The organism is Niabella yanshanensis (genome assembly GCF_034424215.1).
GTDB lineage: Bacteria > Bacteroidota > Bacteroidia > Chitinophagales > Chitinophagaceae > Niabella > Niabella yanshanensis.
The window spans coordinates 1,951,463-1,967,777 of record NZ_CP139960.1; the positions used below are offsets into that span (position 1 = coordinate 1,951,463).

Annotated in this window: 15 protein-coding genes; 5 read left to right on the forward strand and 10 right to left on the reverse strand. The window is 41.9% G+C overall.

Features of this window, described 5'->3' with window-relative positions:
• Positions 1-10 precede the first annotated feature (10 nt).
• Genes tssO (U0035_RS07755) through U0035_RS07770 form a run of 4 tightly spaced genes read left to right on the forward strand, consistent with a single transcriptional unit; the run spans position 11 to position 3,965 of the window.
• Positions 11-532, forward strand: coding sequence for a type VI secretion system TssO (gene tssO / locus U0035_RS07755; protein ID WP_114789428.1), 522 nt, complete (start codon positions 11-13; stop codon positions 530-532).
• A 23-nt stretch (positions 533-555) separates the two neighbouring features.
• Positions 556-1,644 carry a PKD domain-containing protein gene (locus tag U0035_RS07760; RefSeq protein ID WP_114789429.1) on the forward strand — a complete coding sequence of 363 codons (1,089 nt, stop codon included), beginning with the start codon at positions 556-558 and terminating at the stop codon, positions 1,642-1,644.
• Positions 1,645-1,648: 4 nt separating this feature from the next.
• The gene (locus U0035_RS07765) at positions 1,649-2,077 is read left to right on the forward strand and encodes a GPW/gp25 family protein (protein WP_114789430.1); all 429 of its coding nucleotides are present in this window, start codon (positions 1,649-1,651) and stop codon (positions 2,075-2,077) included.
• Positions 2,078-2,126: 49 nt separating this feature from the next.
• Complete coding sequence (locus U0035_RS07770; RefSeq protein ID WP_114789431.1) at positions 2,127-3,965, forward strand: type VI secretion system baseplate subunit TssF; 1,839 nt, start codon at positions 2,127-2,129, stop codon at positions 3,963-3,965.
• A 255-nt stretch (positions 3,966-4,220) separates the two neighbouring features.
• Here the strand turns inward: U0035_RS07770 and U0035_RS07775 are convergent, their stop codons facing one another.
• Positions 4,221-6,680, reverse strand: coding sequence for an ATP-dependent Clp protease ATP-binding subunit (locus tag U0035_RS07775; RefSeq protein ID WP_114789432.1), 2,460 nt, complete (start codon positions 6,678-6,680; stop codon positions 4,221-4,223).
• Positions 6,681-6,683: 3 nt separating this feature from the next.
• The gene (locus U0035_RS07780) at positions 6,684-7,745 is read right to left on the reverse strand and encodes a PKD domain-containing protein (protein WP_114789433.1); all 1,062 of its coding nucleotides are present in this window, start codon (positions 7,743-7,745) and stop codon (positions 6,684-6,686) included.
• A gap of 117 nt (positions 7,746-7,862) precedes the next feature.
• On the opposite strand from U0035_RS07780, the gene U0035_RS07785 reads away from it, so the two are divergent.
• Complete coding sequence (locus U0035_RS07785; protein WP_114789434.1) at positions 7,863-8,531, forward strand: C40 family peptidase; 669 nt, start codon at positions 7,863-7,865, stop codon at positions 8,529-8,531.
• Between the two features lie 19 nt (positions 8,532-8,550).
• Here U0035_RS07785 and tssO (U0035_RS07790) read toward each other — a convergent pair whose 3' ends face one another.
• The 8 genes from tssO (U0035_RS07790) to U0035_RS07825 all read right to left on the reverse strand — a co-directional run bounded on the left by tssO (U0035_RS07790) (position 8,551) and on the right by U0035_RS07825 (position 15,972).
• Positions 8,551-9,069, reverse strand: coding sequence for a type VI secretion system TssO (gene tssO / locus U0035_RS07790; RefSeq protein WP_114789435.1), 519 nt, complete (start codon positions 9,067-9,069; stop codon positions 8,551-8,553).
• A 38-nt stretch (positions 9,070-9,107) separates the two neighbouring features.
• Positions 9,108-10,283 (reverse strand): hypothetical protein, encoded by a 1,176-nt coding sequence (locus tag U0035_RS07795; protein ID WP_114789436.1) that lies wholly within the window; start codon positions 10,281-10,283, stop codon positions 9,108-9,110.
• Positions 10,284-10,338: 55 nt separating this feature from the next.
• Positions 10,339-11,247: a TssN family type VI secretion system protein gene (locus U0035_RS07800; protein WP_245957606.1), complete on the reverse strand. Its 909-nt coding sequence runs from the start codon at positions 11,245-11,247 to the stop codon at positions 10,339-10,341.
• Between the two features lies 1 nt (position 11,248).
• Positions 11,249-12,196: a hypothetical protein gene (locus U0035_RS07805; protein WP_114789437.1), complete on the reverse strand. Its 948-nt coding sequence runs from the start codon at positions 12,194-12,196 to the stop codon at positions 11,249-11,251.
• A complete protein-coding gene (locus U0035_RS07810; protein ID WP_114789438.1) occupies positions 12,193-14,082 on the reverse strand; it encodes a type VI secretion system baseplate subunit TssF in 1,890 nt (629 codons plus the stop codon). The genes U0035_RS07805 and U0035_RS07810 overlap by 4 nt, the downstream gene beginning before the upstream one ends.
• A 6-nt stretch (positions 14,083-14,088) precedes the next feature.
• Positions 14,089-14,526: a GPW/gp25 family protein gene (locus U0035_RS07815; RefSeq protein WP_114789439.1), complete on the reverse strand. Its 438-nt coding sequence runs from the start codon at positions 14,524-14,526 to the stop codon at positions 14,089-14,091.
• 185 nt (positions 14,527-14,711) lie between these two features.
• Entirely contained in the window at positions 14,712-15,557 is an 846-nt protein-coding gene (locus tag U0035_RS07820; protein ID WP_114789440.1) for a J domain-containing protein, read from the reverse strand.
• Position 15,558: 1 nt separating this feature from the next.
• Positions 15,559-15,972: a hypothetical protein gene (locus tag U0035_RS07825; protein WP_114789441.1), complete on the reverse strand. Its 414-nt coding sequence runs from the start codon at positions 15,970-15,972 to the stop codon at positions 15,559-15,561.
• Between the last annotated feature and the right edge of the window lie 343 nt (positions 15,973-16,315).

A 16,315-nucleotide genomic window follows, 5' to 3' on the forward strand; every position in this document is an offset into this window, starting at 1 on the left:
AGAGATCAAGATGAAACCATTAAATGTTCAGGACAGACAAAGAGCCTTTCAGAGGTTTTTACTATTCTTTATTCTTACTATAGCGGTGATCATCACCGCAGTATTCTTCGGCATAAAGATCCCCTATGCTGAAAACGAAAAGCTACAGGAACAACTGGCGGTGGTTGACAAGGAAAATCATTTCAGAAACGACTTCAGCCTGGCCATGACTGAAGCACAATCACTCCTGGATACCGTTAATATGGATCCCCAGAAGTCAGGCTTACTCGACGGAAGGATTACCCAAAAGATACAGGAAATGGATGCCATGCTGGCGAAAAACGATATTACATCCAAAGGCCTGTACAGCCAGGTCATCAAATCGCTCAACAGCATGCAGTCCGACAAAAGAGGCCTGAGAGCTGCCAGTAATAAGGATTCGGTAGTGGCCATGTACAATATGCAGATACTAGAACTGAAAAATTCACTCGCCAAATGGCAGGAGTCGTATAATCAACTACAAACACAAAACCTGATATTAAGGCAAAAATAATCATGTAACCGAAAATCACAGACATGCATTCTTCGCTTTCAAAAAGATGGGCCGGCATTGACTTCAAAGTATGGATATCGCTACTGGTATTAGTTGCATTATCAGTAATGCTGCTCGCCTATAAAGTAGCAACCCATACTCCCTGTCCCGATTTCACCATTAAAGCGAAAGGTAAATTGAGTCATCCTGAGACCGGAGGCACCCAAACGTTTTATGTTAATGAACAGGTGATCTTCTTTACATCCGGCACCAATAAAACCAGCAATATTGTATGGGACTTTGACGATGGAACAGAGAAAAAAGCAGGTACTGCAACTTCGCATGTATATGCTGCGGAGGGTTATTACCTGGTTAAAGCGATACTAAATGGCAAATGCCTGCAATCCTTTAATGTTCGGGTTACACAAAGCAGCACCATACTTAATATCAGCGCACCAGCAGTAAGTCCCATTATTTCTGCGGACATAATATCCACCGGGGATGAAGCGCTCTTTAATACCAGTGCTATTGGAGCCAATTATGAATGGAGCGTGGAAGAGCTACCAGCTATGCCTCCCCAAAATGCGAATCCGGCTAAATTCATTTTCACTAAACCCGGAACTTTTACCGTAGTATTAAAAGTAGACAATACAAAGATTTATAAAAAAATAGTGCAGGTTACCGATGCCGGCGCCACATTAGATCAGGCAGGCGCGCTTCCACCAGTTTCCCCCATGGATGTGCCCCCTATACCCCAGGAACCTTTGCCACTGGAGGATAAAAAGCCATTGGATGAAACCAAACCCGTCAATGAAACTCCTACCCCCGAACCTGCTGCCCCACCTGCTAAATCATACGATCAGCTTCCCGAGCCAGCTATCAGATCTATGGTGCAGGGTGTGATTGACGGCAAAAAAAATGTAGAAGACTTTAATAATATACTTTGTAATGGAGCAGGTACGAAGGTAATGGCTAATAACGAATCTACTACGTTTGCCGCTCTTTGTAATGAATTGAAAGAAAAGAAAGGCGTTCTGATACTTAAAAAGAAAAGGAAAATAGAATCGTTTAAAGTAGTAAGGGACGAGACGAACGGCAATTGTGTAAAAATTATTTATATCCAATACAAATAAGCCAATGCCCGACAATATCAAACTCCCCATACGTTTTCATCACTTTTTTGACAGTAAAAAGTTACCGGTTTGTAGTTTGCTGGACTCAGTTTACAGAAACCTGCACCTGATCATTACTACGGTTCCCGGTGAACACAAAACCGATGAACATTATGGCGCTTCTTTCTGGGATAGTGATTATGATATTCACCTGAATAATGATGTAAGAAAAGAACTGATCATCAGTAGTCTTAAAAACCAGATCAGCCGGTATGAAAAAAGAATCACCGATGTGGTGCTGGATGTAAGCGTGCGATTATCGACAGCGATGGTCAATAACATGGAGGTTCAAAAAAAGAAAATAGAAATTATTATAAAGGGGAAGACCAAGCGCAATATGGAGGCTTTTACTTTTCAGACAGGTTTCTTTATCAGCCCGTATACGCTCGATTAAAAACCTGAAGCTTTTCAATCCGGCAATCAAAAAACATTAAATACTGGCAATGGATGTACAAAGCAGAGAACAGATAAAGGACAAGATGATCCGTCTGGCCGCGGAGCATTGGAACCTGGAAGAGAATGAAATTGAAGCCAATTTTGACCCATTGGTTGTGTTACTTTTTGATGCGGTTGCCGGTGAAATAGAATCATTGGGATATCGTATCAAAGACATTCAAAGCAACCTGTTGAATGAACTGGCAGCTTTGATGCTGCCACATTCCCTGTTAAGAGCCAAACCAGCGGCCTGCATACTATCCGCACGGCCGGCAGAAGACACCTGTTTATTAAAAAGTGAAACCAATTTCAGTACGATCGCCAAAACATCGAGAGCAGATGAAGCTATTAAAGAAGCAGAGTTAAACTTTACACCTATTGGAGAGGTGAAATTAGTAAAAGCCAGCCTGGGCCATTTACGTGCAGGCAACAGAGTTTACAAATATCAGGATGACGGGAAAAAAACCGTCCAACACCCCGATGCTGCTACCGATAGCATGATACAGCAGATACATTTTACTATTACGGGTAAAGCACCTATCCGGACTTTGGCCGGATTGCAACTTTTCTTCGATCTGAAAGGGCATTCAGAAGCTAACAGCTTTTATTTTGCCTTAAAGGACGCAAGCCTCTCTATCAATAATACCGGTGTATTATTACAAAAAGGCTTTTTCAGAAATGAGCAGTTTGAAACCTCGATAAGGGATGCTTTTAATAATGATACGGATTATTCACGCAAACTACAAAGAGAGATTGCAGGTGTCTATTCCAACCAGTTTTTTACGATAGATGAACGGTCTGAAGCGATAGCCAGCCCACCCAATGCACCTGCTATACTACAGGACCTTCCGGAGAAATTGACGCAGGAAATCAATGGCCCTAATACCGTTTTCTGTACGCTTTCGTTGCGGCGTCCATTCAGCATAGAGCTCATTGAAAGATTACAGATTGCAATCAATGCATTTCCTGTCATTAACAGGCGAATGGAACACATTTTTCATAAAACAGAAAAATGGATAAATATTATTCCATTACAACTTCATGGCACTTACCTGGATATTCATACCATCGAAAACGTGAACGGAATGAAGTACCGGCTGCAGCATGCCAACTACGATAGTAAGGTTGAGGAGGGGCAGGCCATTATACGAGCTGCCAGGGTAAGTAAAAACAGCAGCAATGATATACGTAATGCATTGAAGAGCCTGCTGGAAGCGATCCGTGATGAGAGCGCTTATTTTAGCAGAACCAGTAATGATTTTATCAGCTCCCGGCTTACGGATATCTCCAAAACTTTAACCCGGCTGGAAGATCAGGTACAACTATCAAAGGACGAGAAGCCAACCTTTCGCTATGTATTATTGAAATCTAAAAGTCCCGGCGAGCAGGTACAAGTATCTTACTGGACAACTGCACCAGCAGAAGCTGGCTTTGTGAAAGCCAATGCAGGTTTCAAGCCTGTACAACACAGCCTGGTTGAGGCAGGAAGTTGCTTTTCTGTTACGCCTGCTGTAGGAGGCATGGAGATATTAAATGACTATGCACAAAAACAAATGCTGGTAAGGCAGCTTTCTTCCAAAGGTAAAATCGTGTCTGTTGAAGATATCAAATTATTGTGCTTTGAAATTTTCGGTCAAAAGCTCAGGGATGTCCGGGTTCAAAAAACAATGAAAGTGCTTGCAGGTACGCATTCGGGTATTAGCCGGTTTATTGAGATCGCCCTTTGGTTTGCAAATGATAACTATTCAGAAGAAGAAAAAGTATACCTGGTTAAACAGCTTTCTTACCAGCTGGAGCTGAATGGATCTTTTGTGTTCCCTTTTGAGATTAGAATTAAGGAGGAATAACTTTTTGTTCAAAAAATTAAGTAATTAAGAAAGCTTACTGTGTTATACCTTTCACCTTAACTAATCTAACTCCTCAACGGTTCTATTTTATCCATTAAGGTATTGAGGCACATTAAGAGAGCGTTTAGCAGGAATCACAACCTCAGCTAATTTTACGCCTGAAGTTTTTTATTTAAAACATAAGGGAAACATTAAGAAGTCATGCCAGCTATAGCATTCAACCTTACCTCCTTAATATTTATACTACCAACACACTTAAACCGTCCAGACAAATTCATCGTTGACTGCATCCAGGGTAATAGTGGTGCCTGGCGTTAACTCACCTGCAATAATCTTTTTCGACAAGGGTCTTCTTACCTGCGACCGTATAGCGCCGTGCAAAGGACGCGCTCCATACTCGGGTGTAAAACCAAGCACTGCAATTTTGCTTTTAGCTGCCGGTGTTATGGTTAATGATATCTGTTGCTTTTCAAGCGCAGCATACAAATCTTTTAGATTGATCTCCAGGATCCGCTCTACCATCTGCTGTGTCATGGGTGCAAAAGGAACAATCTCCGTTAAACGGCCTAAAAACTCAGGACGAAAATGATTACCCATAGTCGTCAGCAATTGAGAGTGGTCGGGTATTTCGCCTTTGTTGAAAGAATCCACAACAAACTTACTACCTATGTTGGAAGTAAATATGATCAATGAATTGGAGAAATCTCCTTCCTTCCCCAGCTTATCATGCAGCTTACCTTCATCCAGTATTTGTAAGAACAGATCAAAAACGGAAGGATGTGCTTTTTCAATTTCATCAAACAATACCACCGCATAAGGTTGTTGCCTTATTTTATTTACGAGCAGCCCGCCTTCTTCATACCCTACATACCCGGGAGGTGCTCCATATAATAAAGCTGCAGAATGTTCTTCTTTAAACTCGCTCATATCGAAGCGAATGATATTACTCGCATCCTGGAAAAGGAAATCTGCCAGGGATTTAGCTAACTCCGTTTTACCGGTGCCGGTTGGTCCTAAAAAGAAAAAGGATCCGATCGGCTGACCTGCTTTCCCGAGGCCCGAACGTGATTCCAGAATAGATTCACTGATCACTTTCACTGCATGATCCTGTCCTACTACCCGCTGTGATAAAATATCCCTGATATTCAACAGGCGCTCTTTCTCCTGCGCCTGAATTTTACCAAGAGGTATGCCCGTTTTATCTGCCACTATAGAGATCACGTCATGCTTTTGTAGTTCTGTCCGCTGTTCCTGCACCAAAGGCTCTAATATTTCATACACCTGATCTAAAAAGCCGGTTACTTTTTCGGTTTCCTTCATTTGCAAGGGATCATCGGATGAGGGCACAGCACTCCACACAATCGGGCTCATGCCACTTTTCAATTGATGATAATGCCATTGGTACTCCGCCACATCCATGTCAGCTACTTCCCTGAGCTTCTGAAACTCTTCTTTGCGGGCTGCTAATGTAATAGCGCCCGTATCGGTAGCCAGCCTCAACGCCGCCATGGAGCGGTCTGCCAGGTCAATGGCAGCATCCGGTAATCGACGGTCTTTTATATATCTTTTCGCCAACCTGATAGATTCATGTAAAGTTTCGTCGTCCACATTGATCTTATGGTGTTGTTCATACAATGGCATTACCACTTTCATCATTCTGAATGCTACGGTTGGAGAAGGCTCTTCCACATCCAGTATTTCAAAACGCCTGGCAAAAGCCTCATCCCGCTCAATATTTTTACGATACTCATCTACCGTAGTCGCTCCGATAATAGTGATCGTACCTCTGGCCAGTTCGGGTTTCAGCAGATTGGCTGCCCCGGCAAAAGGACCATTCTTATCTAATAAAACATGTATTTCATCAATAAACAAAACAGCCTTATCAAACTCCTTTATCTCGGTAATTACCGACTTCAATCGCTCTTCGGTTTCTCCTTTATAGGAAGCTCCTGCTGCCATTGCTCCATTGTTCAATTCAAACAACTTAGCATTCTTCAGGAAGGCCGGCACTTTGCCTGCAGCTATAGCCAATGCAAAGCCATCAACAAGGGCGGTTTTACCTACACCGGGCTCGCCGGTCAGAATCACATTAGGTTTGCTGCGCCTGCATAAGATCTCTGCCATCATCCTTACTTCCTGTTCACGCCCGATAATGGGGTCCAGCTTGCCTTCTGCGGCCAGCCGGGTTTTATCTATACAATATTTCTGCAGTGCCTTTTTTGAAGCAACATCATTATTCTTTACGCCCCCGCCAACGCTATTGTTACTGCTTCCCAATATTTGTTCTATATCCCCGCCCACTTCGGCCAATCCTATCAATTCCTCTCTTTTTACCGGGAATGTTTTAAGCTGATCAAAAGAGAACACAACACCCGGCGTGCTGATAGAAGCCAGTACATGCAAAGGGGTAATTTCCTCAGCCTTCAACTTCAGCCTGATATTGTCAGCATCATCCAGTATTGTGGCGATATCATCTGCCGGAGGGATCTCGTCTTTAGGTCCCGGACTTTTGGGTAATGATTCTATGCGTACATCAGCCCAATCGGCCAGGTAATACATGTCTATATCGGCCTTCATTAACAGGGGATCGAGTTCAACATCATCATGCAGAAGTGCCTTTAACAAGTGAGGTGCAGCATATTGAGCATGTATATTTTCTTTGGCGATGGCTTTGGATATAGCGATTGCTTTCTCAAGCGTTTTTGATAGTTGCATGGTTTAAAAATCAGGGGTTTTAGATAAACCAAATATACCTGTTTTTACCCTTATTACAATGCTTACAGAAGAAATACAATTGGTTTCCTGGTTCTTTTTAGGAGTCACCGTCATGCTTTTAATATCGCCTGATTTTTTCAATTTTGCCAGCTTGGCGCAAAGCTCGTTGAAAGTAGAAGGCTTACCGTTTATATTCGTGTAAGTGTTTAAATTACCGTCGCAGAAATACCTGGCAAAACTTCCGGCAGTGACTCTTTTATCTGCTACCCCATACAACATGTATTTAAAATCGGTAATAGAAATTTCCGGAGCTTTCACTACAGGTGGCGGAGCAACAGGCTGCTCCGGTTCCGGATTCAGCTGTTCTTCCAAAGGATCCGTCTCCGGCTTTGTGTTGATTGGCTTGCGCCCACCTCCGGGTCTTGGAGTAACCGTTGGAGCAGGTCCCTGCCTGGGAGGGTTTACAAAAATCTTTTTTACCAAAACCGCATTATTGTTGCCATTAACTGTCAGTGTGATGGTCTTCCATCCCGGCTGCCTGAAAGAATAAACCGGGTTTTTTATATAAGCGTCTACTTTTTCGTTTTCGCCAAAACGCCATTCCCAGGCATTGGCACCAGCGGTGGTATCAGTAAAATTAGTTGGCTTCCCCACTTCGGTTAGTTCAGGAATGATCGCATGCGGCATGCGCGACTGGTCTGTCACTTCAGCTGCCTGCTGTACAAAAATGGTAGTGGTTTCCATACAACGGTCATCAACTTTTAAAGTAACCACGTACTCTCCTGGCCGGTCGTAAGAATGAACGGCGGAATTCACTTCACTATGACTGGCTTCATTGTCACCGAAATCCCATTCAAAGTCTTTATAGCCTTTTACATCTGCATCAAAACGAATTAAAGTGCCTGTGTAAATTTTGTTGGTTAATGTTTTTATCTCAAACTCCTTACAGGGCGTATGATTTTTATAGCGCACCACGAAAGCCATCGAGGCAATCACACTAATAACCAGGAAGGTTATGGTGACATTATCGTCGAGGCGAAAAGCCATATACTGCTTTTTTTTCATTCGTATATATTTTCTAAGTTTAACTTACCTGAGAAACAATAAAGCTACCGGCAGATTTTCCAGGTTTGTTTATAAAAAATTATCATTCCGTTTTGATCTTAGTTTGTACTTTTAAATATGCTGACAAAACCGATATCCTTTGCGTTGATTATTTTATTACTAGCAGGCTGTACCGCGTTGAAAAAAAGCCCCCAACCAGACTATAGCCAATTCATTTTCGAAAATGGTCCCGATGTGGCTGTTATTAATGACAGCACCAAAACGCCCGATCAAATGGTTGTTAAAGTAACCGGTAGCGCACCTGACAAAGCAGTGAGCAGCCAGGAAGAAACACGTTTAAAAAACAAATACTCGGGTTACCTGAAAACCAAGCCCGAAAAAATAACCGACGTAAAGCTCTATGCATTTATTGATGACTGGCTGCATACACCTTACTTATGGGCAGGTACTACCAAAAACGGCATTGACTGTTCGGCTTTTATACAACGGTTATTCTCCGATGTGTACAAGATCCGAATTCCGCGTACATCCGTTCAACAGTTCTTTACACAGAACGTGGAACGCTTTACAGTAAGGCCTGAACTTGCCAAAGGCGACCTTGTCTTCTTCCGAACATTGCCCGGCACTTATGTATCGCACGTAGGTATGTACCTGGACAATAATATGTTTGTCAACTCCTCTTCTTCAAAAGGCGTAAGTATTGCCAGCCTTAATGATCCTTACTGGTCATCCAAATATGTTGGAGCCGGCAGGTTGATTGTTAACAAATCGGTTCGCGTAGAGTAATCAAAGAACTAAAAACAGGTTAATAAGTACCTGCAGGATTCAGCAGGTTATTCAGGTTCTGCCTGCAGGTGATCAATTCCTTCTGCGCATTTTCATATTCCATTTTTACTTTCTGAAAATCTTCAGGCATGGTTCCCAGTTTGGCAACCTGGCTCATCGCCTCCTGGTAGCGCTGAAATACGTCAATAACACTCGCATTTAAGCGGCTGTACATACTGCTATCTTTGTACTGCAAGGCTGTAAGTTCCCTTATTTTTTCAAGTGCCTGTGAATTAATATATGCTTCATTTACCCCGGGCTTTCTTAGTGAATCAATCAGCGTGCGGGCTTCAATCATACTATTGGTAAAACGTTCCTGCGCAGCCTCCCTTACTTTAAACTTTGCCAGTTGCTCGCGCATCATCCGGTTCTCTTTAGTAGGCACCAGAGTGTCAAAGTACACGGCCAGCAATATGATACCGACAGAGATAATAAAGAAAAATAAAAACTTCCAGAAAGCCTGTCTTCTCTCTTTTGCATTAATAACGATCTGCGCCATTGTTGCTTACTTTTTATAAGGTTTAGTATTTATCAATTTTAATCAGCCAGAAAGAAACCTCTTCTTCTCGATTGTATATCTTCTTCGGGTACAATCAGCTGCTCTTTTACAAATATGCCGGTCTCTTTCTTCTTTCCTATATAATCCAATGCAGCCAGGGCATCGAATAAGCCCAATATCAGTCCGCAGAAATTAGAGCATTTTACAATTCCCGTATGTATATTCAAATGATCATAGCGATAATTGCATACTTCAGCAATCTCATCTTCCAGCTCACCTTGTTTTACATTGCACCACTCGGTAAAATAATTAATCATTTCTTCTTTGGAAGTACCCGCGTAGATATCAATTGCGTTCTTAATATTCCTTGCAAGCCCCGACACCATGGCAATCAGCTGAATGGGTGGTGCATACCGAACCGTTTGCCGGTAGACACCGTACACATTAGAGATATAAGACAATACCTGTTCGGATAATTTCCTGACAGGTTCAATAATATCATTAGACTGATTTTTTTGGATGATCTTTTGGATGATCTGTAAAGCGTTCAGTTCGAGCTTACCCAGGAACTGTTCGGTTTGTGCATGATGCTGTAACAAGAATTCGTGGCTATTTACGTTGGTACATGCAGGTATATAATTTTCTATCAGTAATACGGTTTGATCTCTCACCTCCAGTTTTCCTACCGGTAACTGAAAATCTCCCAGGGTATTGACACTGGTCTCCTCTTCTTCGAGTAACAGAACAGAATAAGCAGGCCGCAGAAAGGGTAAACGAACGGGCTGCTCCTCAGGATTAGCGGCTCCTGTAGGTTCAGGATTATATGGGTCTACAGACAGTACTATGTAGAAGGATTTGCTTTTGTCTTTCAATAAACTAAAGGGGATACTCAGTCCCGGGATCTTTGCGGAGAGCGGGTTAGCAAGGTCTACTTCATCTGAATTAAAGTCGATAATATAGCCGCCCCTTGTTATAGCCAGACATGACATAATACGGATATTAACATGATTGGCGTTATCTACACTCAACCAGATCCTTGACGATGGGGTATTGCCTTTAAACGGCAGGATACCATAGTTATGGTCGTTTAAAAAAGAGTTATTGCCCATTGCCTGCTGATAGGTGCCGGCATTTCGCTCAGCAATAAAATGGGTTTTATTGATCTTCATTCCATTGATCCAATTCACTGGTTGATATTCCCCCGGTCTTTTCATTCTTTTATGTTTTTATATATTGAACGATGTTGCCTTTTCGTCATTATACTGCTTATCAGGATACACGGATGCACATAATGATATCGTTCTCTCTTATATGATTAGTAAATATGGTTCGTTCCGAATCGATGTATTTCGTAAACAAGGTATACCATTTAGGCTTTTTAAAGAATATCCACCCCGAGGGCATACCGGTTTCATTGGAATAAGAGATGGTAGCATGCGGGTGACGTTCATTGTAATCATTAATGAAGTAATAGAACAATTCCCCAAAGTCCATATCTGATGGTGCTTTTGCCCTGAAATTGGTATAGTGTTTATCATTCTCCTTTTTCAAAAATTCAAAGCTGATCACCAACAGGTTCTTTAGCTTTTTCTCGTCGGGCTCTGAACTGGCCGCCTGCAGCGGGTAATGCCATTGCTTCAATATTTTAAAGGGAATAGCAATAGCTGCTTTATAGGTATAGTAAACAAATAAGGGAATAATAAAACTCAATGCGGCGCCCAACATGGCCCAATCCATTTCATCGCGGCTAAAATAACGATACACCATCATAAAACACAAACCGCCTGCAGCTGCTATGACTAATGTAAAAATAACTTCAGCCCAAAAGGTTTTTTCATTTACCCATTTCTGATACTTATAAAGTGTAAATACATGCAATATTCCCAAACCAATAAAAAGCAACTGAAAAAAAACAAAGTACTGCGTATAGCTTTCAAACATGCGCAGCGCAATAAAGAGCCCTGTAACCGCAAAAGCCAATGCATATAGAAGCAGGTACAATAAACAGGGTTTAACAAAAGGTTTTACACTCCCCCTGATACGGGAAATAATAATACCCGTTACCACTGAAAGACTGACCAACCCAATACCCAACACCGAAAGTATGCCCCGCATTGATTGAGAAAACCAACTATCCATTTGTAAAGCACTATTATTGATCAATAAAATTTCTATCATATTACATAACAGATGAATAACCCAATATTATTTCGTCTTCTTCAGCAAAACTCATTCCCGATACTTTGCTGTCGATTGCTATATCAATTTCTATATCAGCCTCTACAGGTGCAAAAAAATTATTAAAAGTCCTGATCAAGACCTCCCTGCGTCCTTCTTCAATATATTCAATGACACGGCTGTTTTTTAGCGGGCCTATCTTATAAACAAGGTTTGGATACTCTTCCATAAATTCATTACCACAGATCATGTAATCACCCAGTGGCTGGCTGCCTAAGCCCATATCCCAGTTGCCTTCAGCCAATGTGGGCGCCGGCTGCTTTTGTGTTATTACAACTTCTTCTTTCAACAGCACTCGCAAGCAGGATTCCATCAGCGGGATATTTCCATTGATCATATTGGCGTATGGAAACAGCAATAAAAAAGAAGCCACTTCATGCACGCTAAAACTTGTTGGCAATCCCCAGAACTTCGAAAAATATAAACTAAGGGCTTTATTTCTCAGGGTATCCAGCAGGTTTAGCTCTTCCCGCTCTAATTCCATCTGCTGATGAAAAAATTCATTTTCAAACGGCTGAAAGAATTTGCGTGCTTCTTTTTCCTTCGTAGTATTCTTTTTATACCGGGTGATCATCTCTGAAACACCTGAGCGTTGCCGGAACTCACTGGTTTCTGGTTGATGAAATAAAGCTTCGGGCAGCATGTCATAAAAACCAGACCGGGATAGTTTAATTTCGAGGTACTGCCGGAACCATTTATCCTCGGTTACAGAAGCTCCATAGATGTCCTTGGTAAATTCGCGATAAAAAAAACCATTGTGACTGACAACAAATCCTTCGTCTATTAAACCATTTTCACGAAGATGGTTTAATAAAACTTCAGCCCTGACGTCAGTGCCGCGTTTCTCCAATACACCCAGTAATTCATATAGCTGCGCTTCTCTTATCATACAGCAACAGTATTATTTACTATTGATTTTACAAATACTCTAAAAGGTATAAATGCCATCGACCTTTCGTCTAACTGCAAGGCAATGTCTTTTTCCCAATTAGCCAATTCCCCACTGTCCTTAGCATCCTCATAGCTTTTACGGTCTATAAAGATGGTTACATCTATTGTTTTTTTAAACCCGCTGGTATTTTCCGCCGATATCATAAATCCCTTTGCGATCGATACCTCACGCACTATATTACCTAATGTTAGCTGACAATACAGTTTAATATCTTCCTTACTCATTACCCGGTCTTTGGTAAGCAGCGCATACTTATAGGCCACTACACTATCTGTTTGACTCAACCTGTTTTTACCCCCCTGAGTCGGCGTTAACAAAAATGCTGAAGAGGCTTTTACCGAACTGGTGCGGTAAGACTGTAGCCTGGTTCCGGCCCTAACGCCATTTGCGGCAGCACCATTGGTGGTCCAATAAGATATGTACAGGAACCGGGAGTCTGCCTTCTTATTATTCCTAACCATCAGGTAGGGTGTAAAAGAAGTAGGATTCCCTTTTGTTCCGGCGCCTACCAATTGCTCAATTTTAGTAATGGATTGCTGCAGGTTTTTCACTTCCTGTGCTATCAGGTCTTTCCCTATATTTGAAAACGCCGCGCTTTCATCTCTTAATAACTGTACCAGATTTTCTATCACCATCTGTGCATCGCGTTCATCAAACCGGCCCGCGCCCCCGTTTCGCATCACTATGCTTAAGCCCGTCTTTTCCACTTCTTCCTGCTCACGTATATGTAGCTTTCTCCCATTCTCATCCGTAATAGCATCTATATCAAAAAACTGATTTTCCTCTGAAAGAAGCGGGATCACATTCATCATTTCCTGCAAGCGATAAGATACTTCATGCAAGCGCCTGTTCACAACAGGAAAGGCGTTGGCAAAAACACTTACTTCCTCCAGCATAGCGCCGGTGATATTTTCCGGGAAAACAATTTTGATCCACCTTAATTTTTCGTTATCCAGGCTATTGATAGCAGCGCCAAATATTTCTTTCAATGGATCCGGAATTTTTGTATCCTGGTTGATCATCCTTCCCGGAGCCTCCGCTATAGAGATAAAATAATTTTCATGTTGCTGCTTTACCAGCTTCATAAACTTATCGGAGATACTGGCTTGTTGGTGGATCATTTGCTGTGCATACCAATCTGAATTCGTATGCGGCAAACGATTATACCCCTGGCGCGTTACTGCAGTGTTGCCATCTATTATCCACTTTGTATTTTTCAGTTGATTGTAAAAAATATCTTTGTGGATCTCGCTGCGGTACTGGAAATAAAACTGGGTATTATTCAGATTTACGTGCGGATGGTCCAAAGCGATCCAAAGTGTGGCATTCGATAAAAACTGCTGCTCACTACCCATGGCTAACAGTTCTTTAGTGATACTATCTGACGTGTACCGGAAAAATTTATTGCCTGCTGCCAGGTATTTTACCGAACAGGCATTGACAAAGAAGGCATCGGCAGGTGTAAAATAGATATCAACATTAGCATTCCCTTCCTGGCCGATTGTAAGAGGCTGCGTTACAAAAAATTGCTCACGCGGCGAAAGCACCGCTGTATCATCCAAGCTATTGGCATTTAATATAGCCGAAGCCTGCTGTGGCCCTGTAAGTACATCGGGGGCCAGTATTTGCATAATACGCTCCATTACCCGGGTTCGCGAATGATGGATCTCGTTAGACAAACGTTCTAATTCCGCGGCATTTACCGACATTAATAAATTCACCAATGGATCGAAGCTGGAAGTATCTTCTGTTTCCGGATACCCCCATATCCTGGCCGCATGATGCAACATCCTGTTTCTTATATGCTCCCTGCTTTCGCTCATGTTATATTAGTTATAGGCCAGGGGACTTACAAAAAAGCTATCCCTGTATACAATGTTTTCATTGGTAGCAACCATCACAGCTGTTATTACAAAATCAAGTTTTCGTTTCATACGGGGGTCCGTAGTTCTATCCGGTACTTCTTCCTGCATCACATTCATTTCAACTTTTACTTTTTCGATACGGCTCTCGTATTTAGCAATGGTTGAGGTTATAGACTTCAGTATGTTTTCTTTTTGCTTATTTCGGTAAGACACGTTGTCGAAATCCTCATCCCATAAACTACTGCCATACCGGACATCGCTAAGCAACTCCCCGAAAGAAGTAGTTAATATCAGGTGCAAATGGTGCGCAATAGATTCTTTTTGATTACATTTTGGCAATATTTTCTTCGCCGTAATGCTCCCAAGATCAAGCGGTAGCCTGTAATAGTTTTGAAAATTCATATCCCGGCATTTTCAGTAAATGGTAAGATGCGATTAGCCAGGTTCAAAAGATATTTTCTTGATAGGTAAACGCGAAAACAGTAAAATCTCGTATAACAAATATGGTTATTTTTTAAGTTTTTCCAAGCGCTTTTAGTTAATTTTTACCAAACGTTAATAATCAACTCACTACAGGCATACAACAATTATTGTGCTAAAATTTCAACATCTTCCGTTTTTAACCACCCTTCTATTTTATAAGAGCTGTTTACCGCACTTTGGAACACGCCATAATAAAAGTTTCCGGCCCTTTTTAGGGCATGAATTTTATTTCCTTTTGATAAGAATTTATCATCCAGCACGGCGCCCCCCGGCTCCTCAAAAAAATAAGCTTTAGCGGCAACTACTCTCAGCCGGAGATTTATTGGTACTTGCTCTGTATCTCTTTCTGCTGTTACAGGTGTTTGAGCCTGTTGGAGCTTCGGCCGCAGGGGTAGTACAGATGCCTGATCCACAACAGAAGAAGGGGCTGCTAACAATTTTTCCAGCAGATGCTTATTGGAAACTCCCACCCAGACCAGGATAACCAGGATCAGTATACCGCCTGAAATAAAATGCGGAACGGTATTCGTTCTCTTTACCTTTAACCTGGCTTCTATGGCTGCTACATTACGTGCTGCCTTTATATAAGCCTGCCGGGCTGATACGTAAACAGGAGCCAGCTTTTGTATGGATGCATCAACAGTGATAGCCGGACGCCCTTCTCCCGGTGTCGTCTTCTCAGCCGCATCTTTATTCACCGCAGCAGTTGGCCGCGAAGCCGCCCTGGCTTCATCGTATACCAGGTCATATTCTGACCGTACCTCAGGATTCATTAACACTTCGAATGCCTCATTAATTTTCTTAGACCATTCCTCAAAATAGGTATCGCCAACATTTTTATCCGGATGGAATTTTAATAGCAGTTTCCTATAGGCAATACGTATCTGGTCGGCTGTAGCAGACCTGGGCACGCCCAGGATTTCATAATAATTTTTTAATGTTCCGGGCATATCAGCAATCTTTCAATTTTATTACCCGCTGATTCTCCACCACTACCTGCGTTGACGCTCCAGACAGCTTATGCTCTTTATAATACCAGTTTTCGTCGCCTGTTGGCGCATCAATCTTTTCTATACGTTGCGGATGCCCCCAAGCCATTGTAAGAAAAGTAGTGGGCATCCCGATATCCACAATGCCGTTGCTGATGTACTCAGCATAAGGCTCTTCAAATTGTTCGTTAATCAGCTGAAAAATTTCCTTTTCAATATAGTTAAAATCCTCACTTGCTTCAGATAGCCGCTGCCTGGCGTGCAACAGTTCTTCCTGAGCCGATCGGTAAGCTTTTTTTTCATTTTTATTCTTTTGGTAGATATATAAGATATACATCAACACCAGAAGCAACGCAACTACCTGTATTGTGATCATGGAGCGCAATATTGAATTACATAGCTCACAGCAAATTCATAGCCAAAGTGATACTCTAATCAAATATTCATCATACTTTTTAGAACTAAGTAGTTGTCAATGTGCAGTGATACGGCGACCGGGTGCGCTAATTCGGGCTGAAAGCCCAAATCCGAGTACGCGTTAATAATTTTAAATAATTATTTATCACTTTTAATAAATGTCGTAACGCCTTCCGGAATGGAAACCGGTAAAAGTATGACGCTAATACATACAGTAATCATAATCGACTATTTCTTCTTCATTTGATTTTAGTACTTCCTGAAAATATTTCCCGAACTATCTGTACTTTTCCTAATTAATA

Bases quoted from the DNA above. Each gene is read 5' to 3' on its own strand.
- tssO (WP_114789428.1), top strand. From the start codon at position 11: ATGAAACCATTAAATGTTCAGGACAGACAAAGAGCCTTTCAGAGGTTT.
- U0035_RS07760 (WP_114789429.1), top strand. From the start codon at position 556: ATGCATTCTTCGCTTTCAAAAAGATGGGCCGGCATTGACTTCAAAGTA.
- U0035_RS07765 (WP_114789430.1), top strand. From the start codon at position 1,649: ATGCCCGACAATATCAAACTCCCCATACGTTTTCATCACTTTTTTGAC.
- U0035_RS07770 (WP_114789431.1), top strand. From the start codon at position 2,127: ATGGATGTACAAAGCAGAGAACAGATAAAGGACAAGATGATCCGTCTG.
- U0035_RS07775 (WP_114789432.1), bottom strand. From the start codon at position 6,680: ATGCAACTATCAAAAACGCTTGAGAAAGCAATCGCTATATCCAAAGCC.
- U0035_RS07780 (WP_114789433.1), bottom strand. From the start codon at position 7,745: ATGAAAAAAAAGCAGTATATGGCTTTTCGCCTCGACGATAATGTCACC.
- U0035_RS07785 (WP_114789434.1), top strand. From the start codon at position 7,863: ATGCTGACAAAACCGATATCCTTTGCGTTGATTATTTTATTACTAGCA.
- tssO (WP_114789435.1), bottom strand. From the start codon at position 9,069: ATGGCGCAGATCGTTATTAATGCAAAAGAGAGAAGACAGGCTTTCTGG.
- U0035_RS07795 (WP_114789436.1), bottom strand. From the start codon at position 10,283: ATGAAAAGACCGGGGGAATATCAACCAGTGAATTGGATCAATGGAATG.
- U0035_RS07800 (WP_245957606.1), bottom strand. From the start codon at position 11,247: ATGATAGAAATTTTATTGATCAATAATAGTGCTTTACAAATGGATAGT.
- U0035_RS07805 (WP_114789437.1), bottom strand. From the start codon at position 12,196: ATGATAAGAGAAGCGCAGCTATATGAATTACTGGGTGTATTGGAGAAA.
- U0035_RS07810 (WP_114789438.1), bottom strand. From the start codon at position 14,082: ATGAGCGAAAGCAGGGAGCATATAAGAAACAGGATGTTGCATCATGCG.
- U0035_RS07815 (WP_114789439.1), bottom strand. From the start codon at position 14,526: ATGAATTTTCAAAACTATTACAGGCTACCGCTTGATCTTGGGAGCATT.
- U0035_RS07820 (WP_114789440.1), bottom strand. From the start codon at position 15,557: ATGCCCGGAACATTAAAAAATTATTATGAAATCCTGGGCGTGCCCAGG.
- U0035_RS07825 (WP_114789441.1), bottom strand. From the start codon at position 15,972: ATGATCACAATACAGGTAGTTGCGTTGCTTCTGGTGTTGATGTATATC.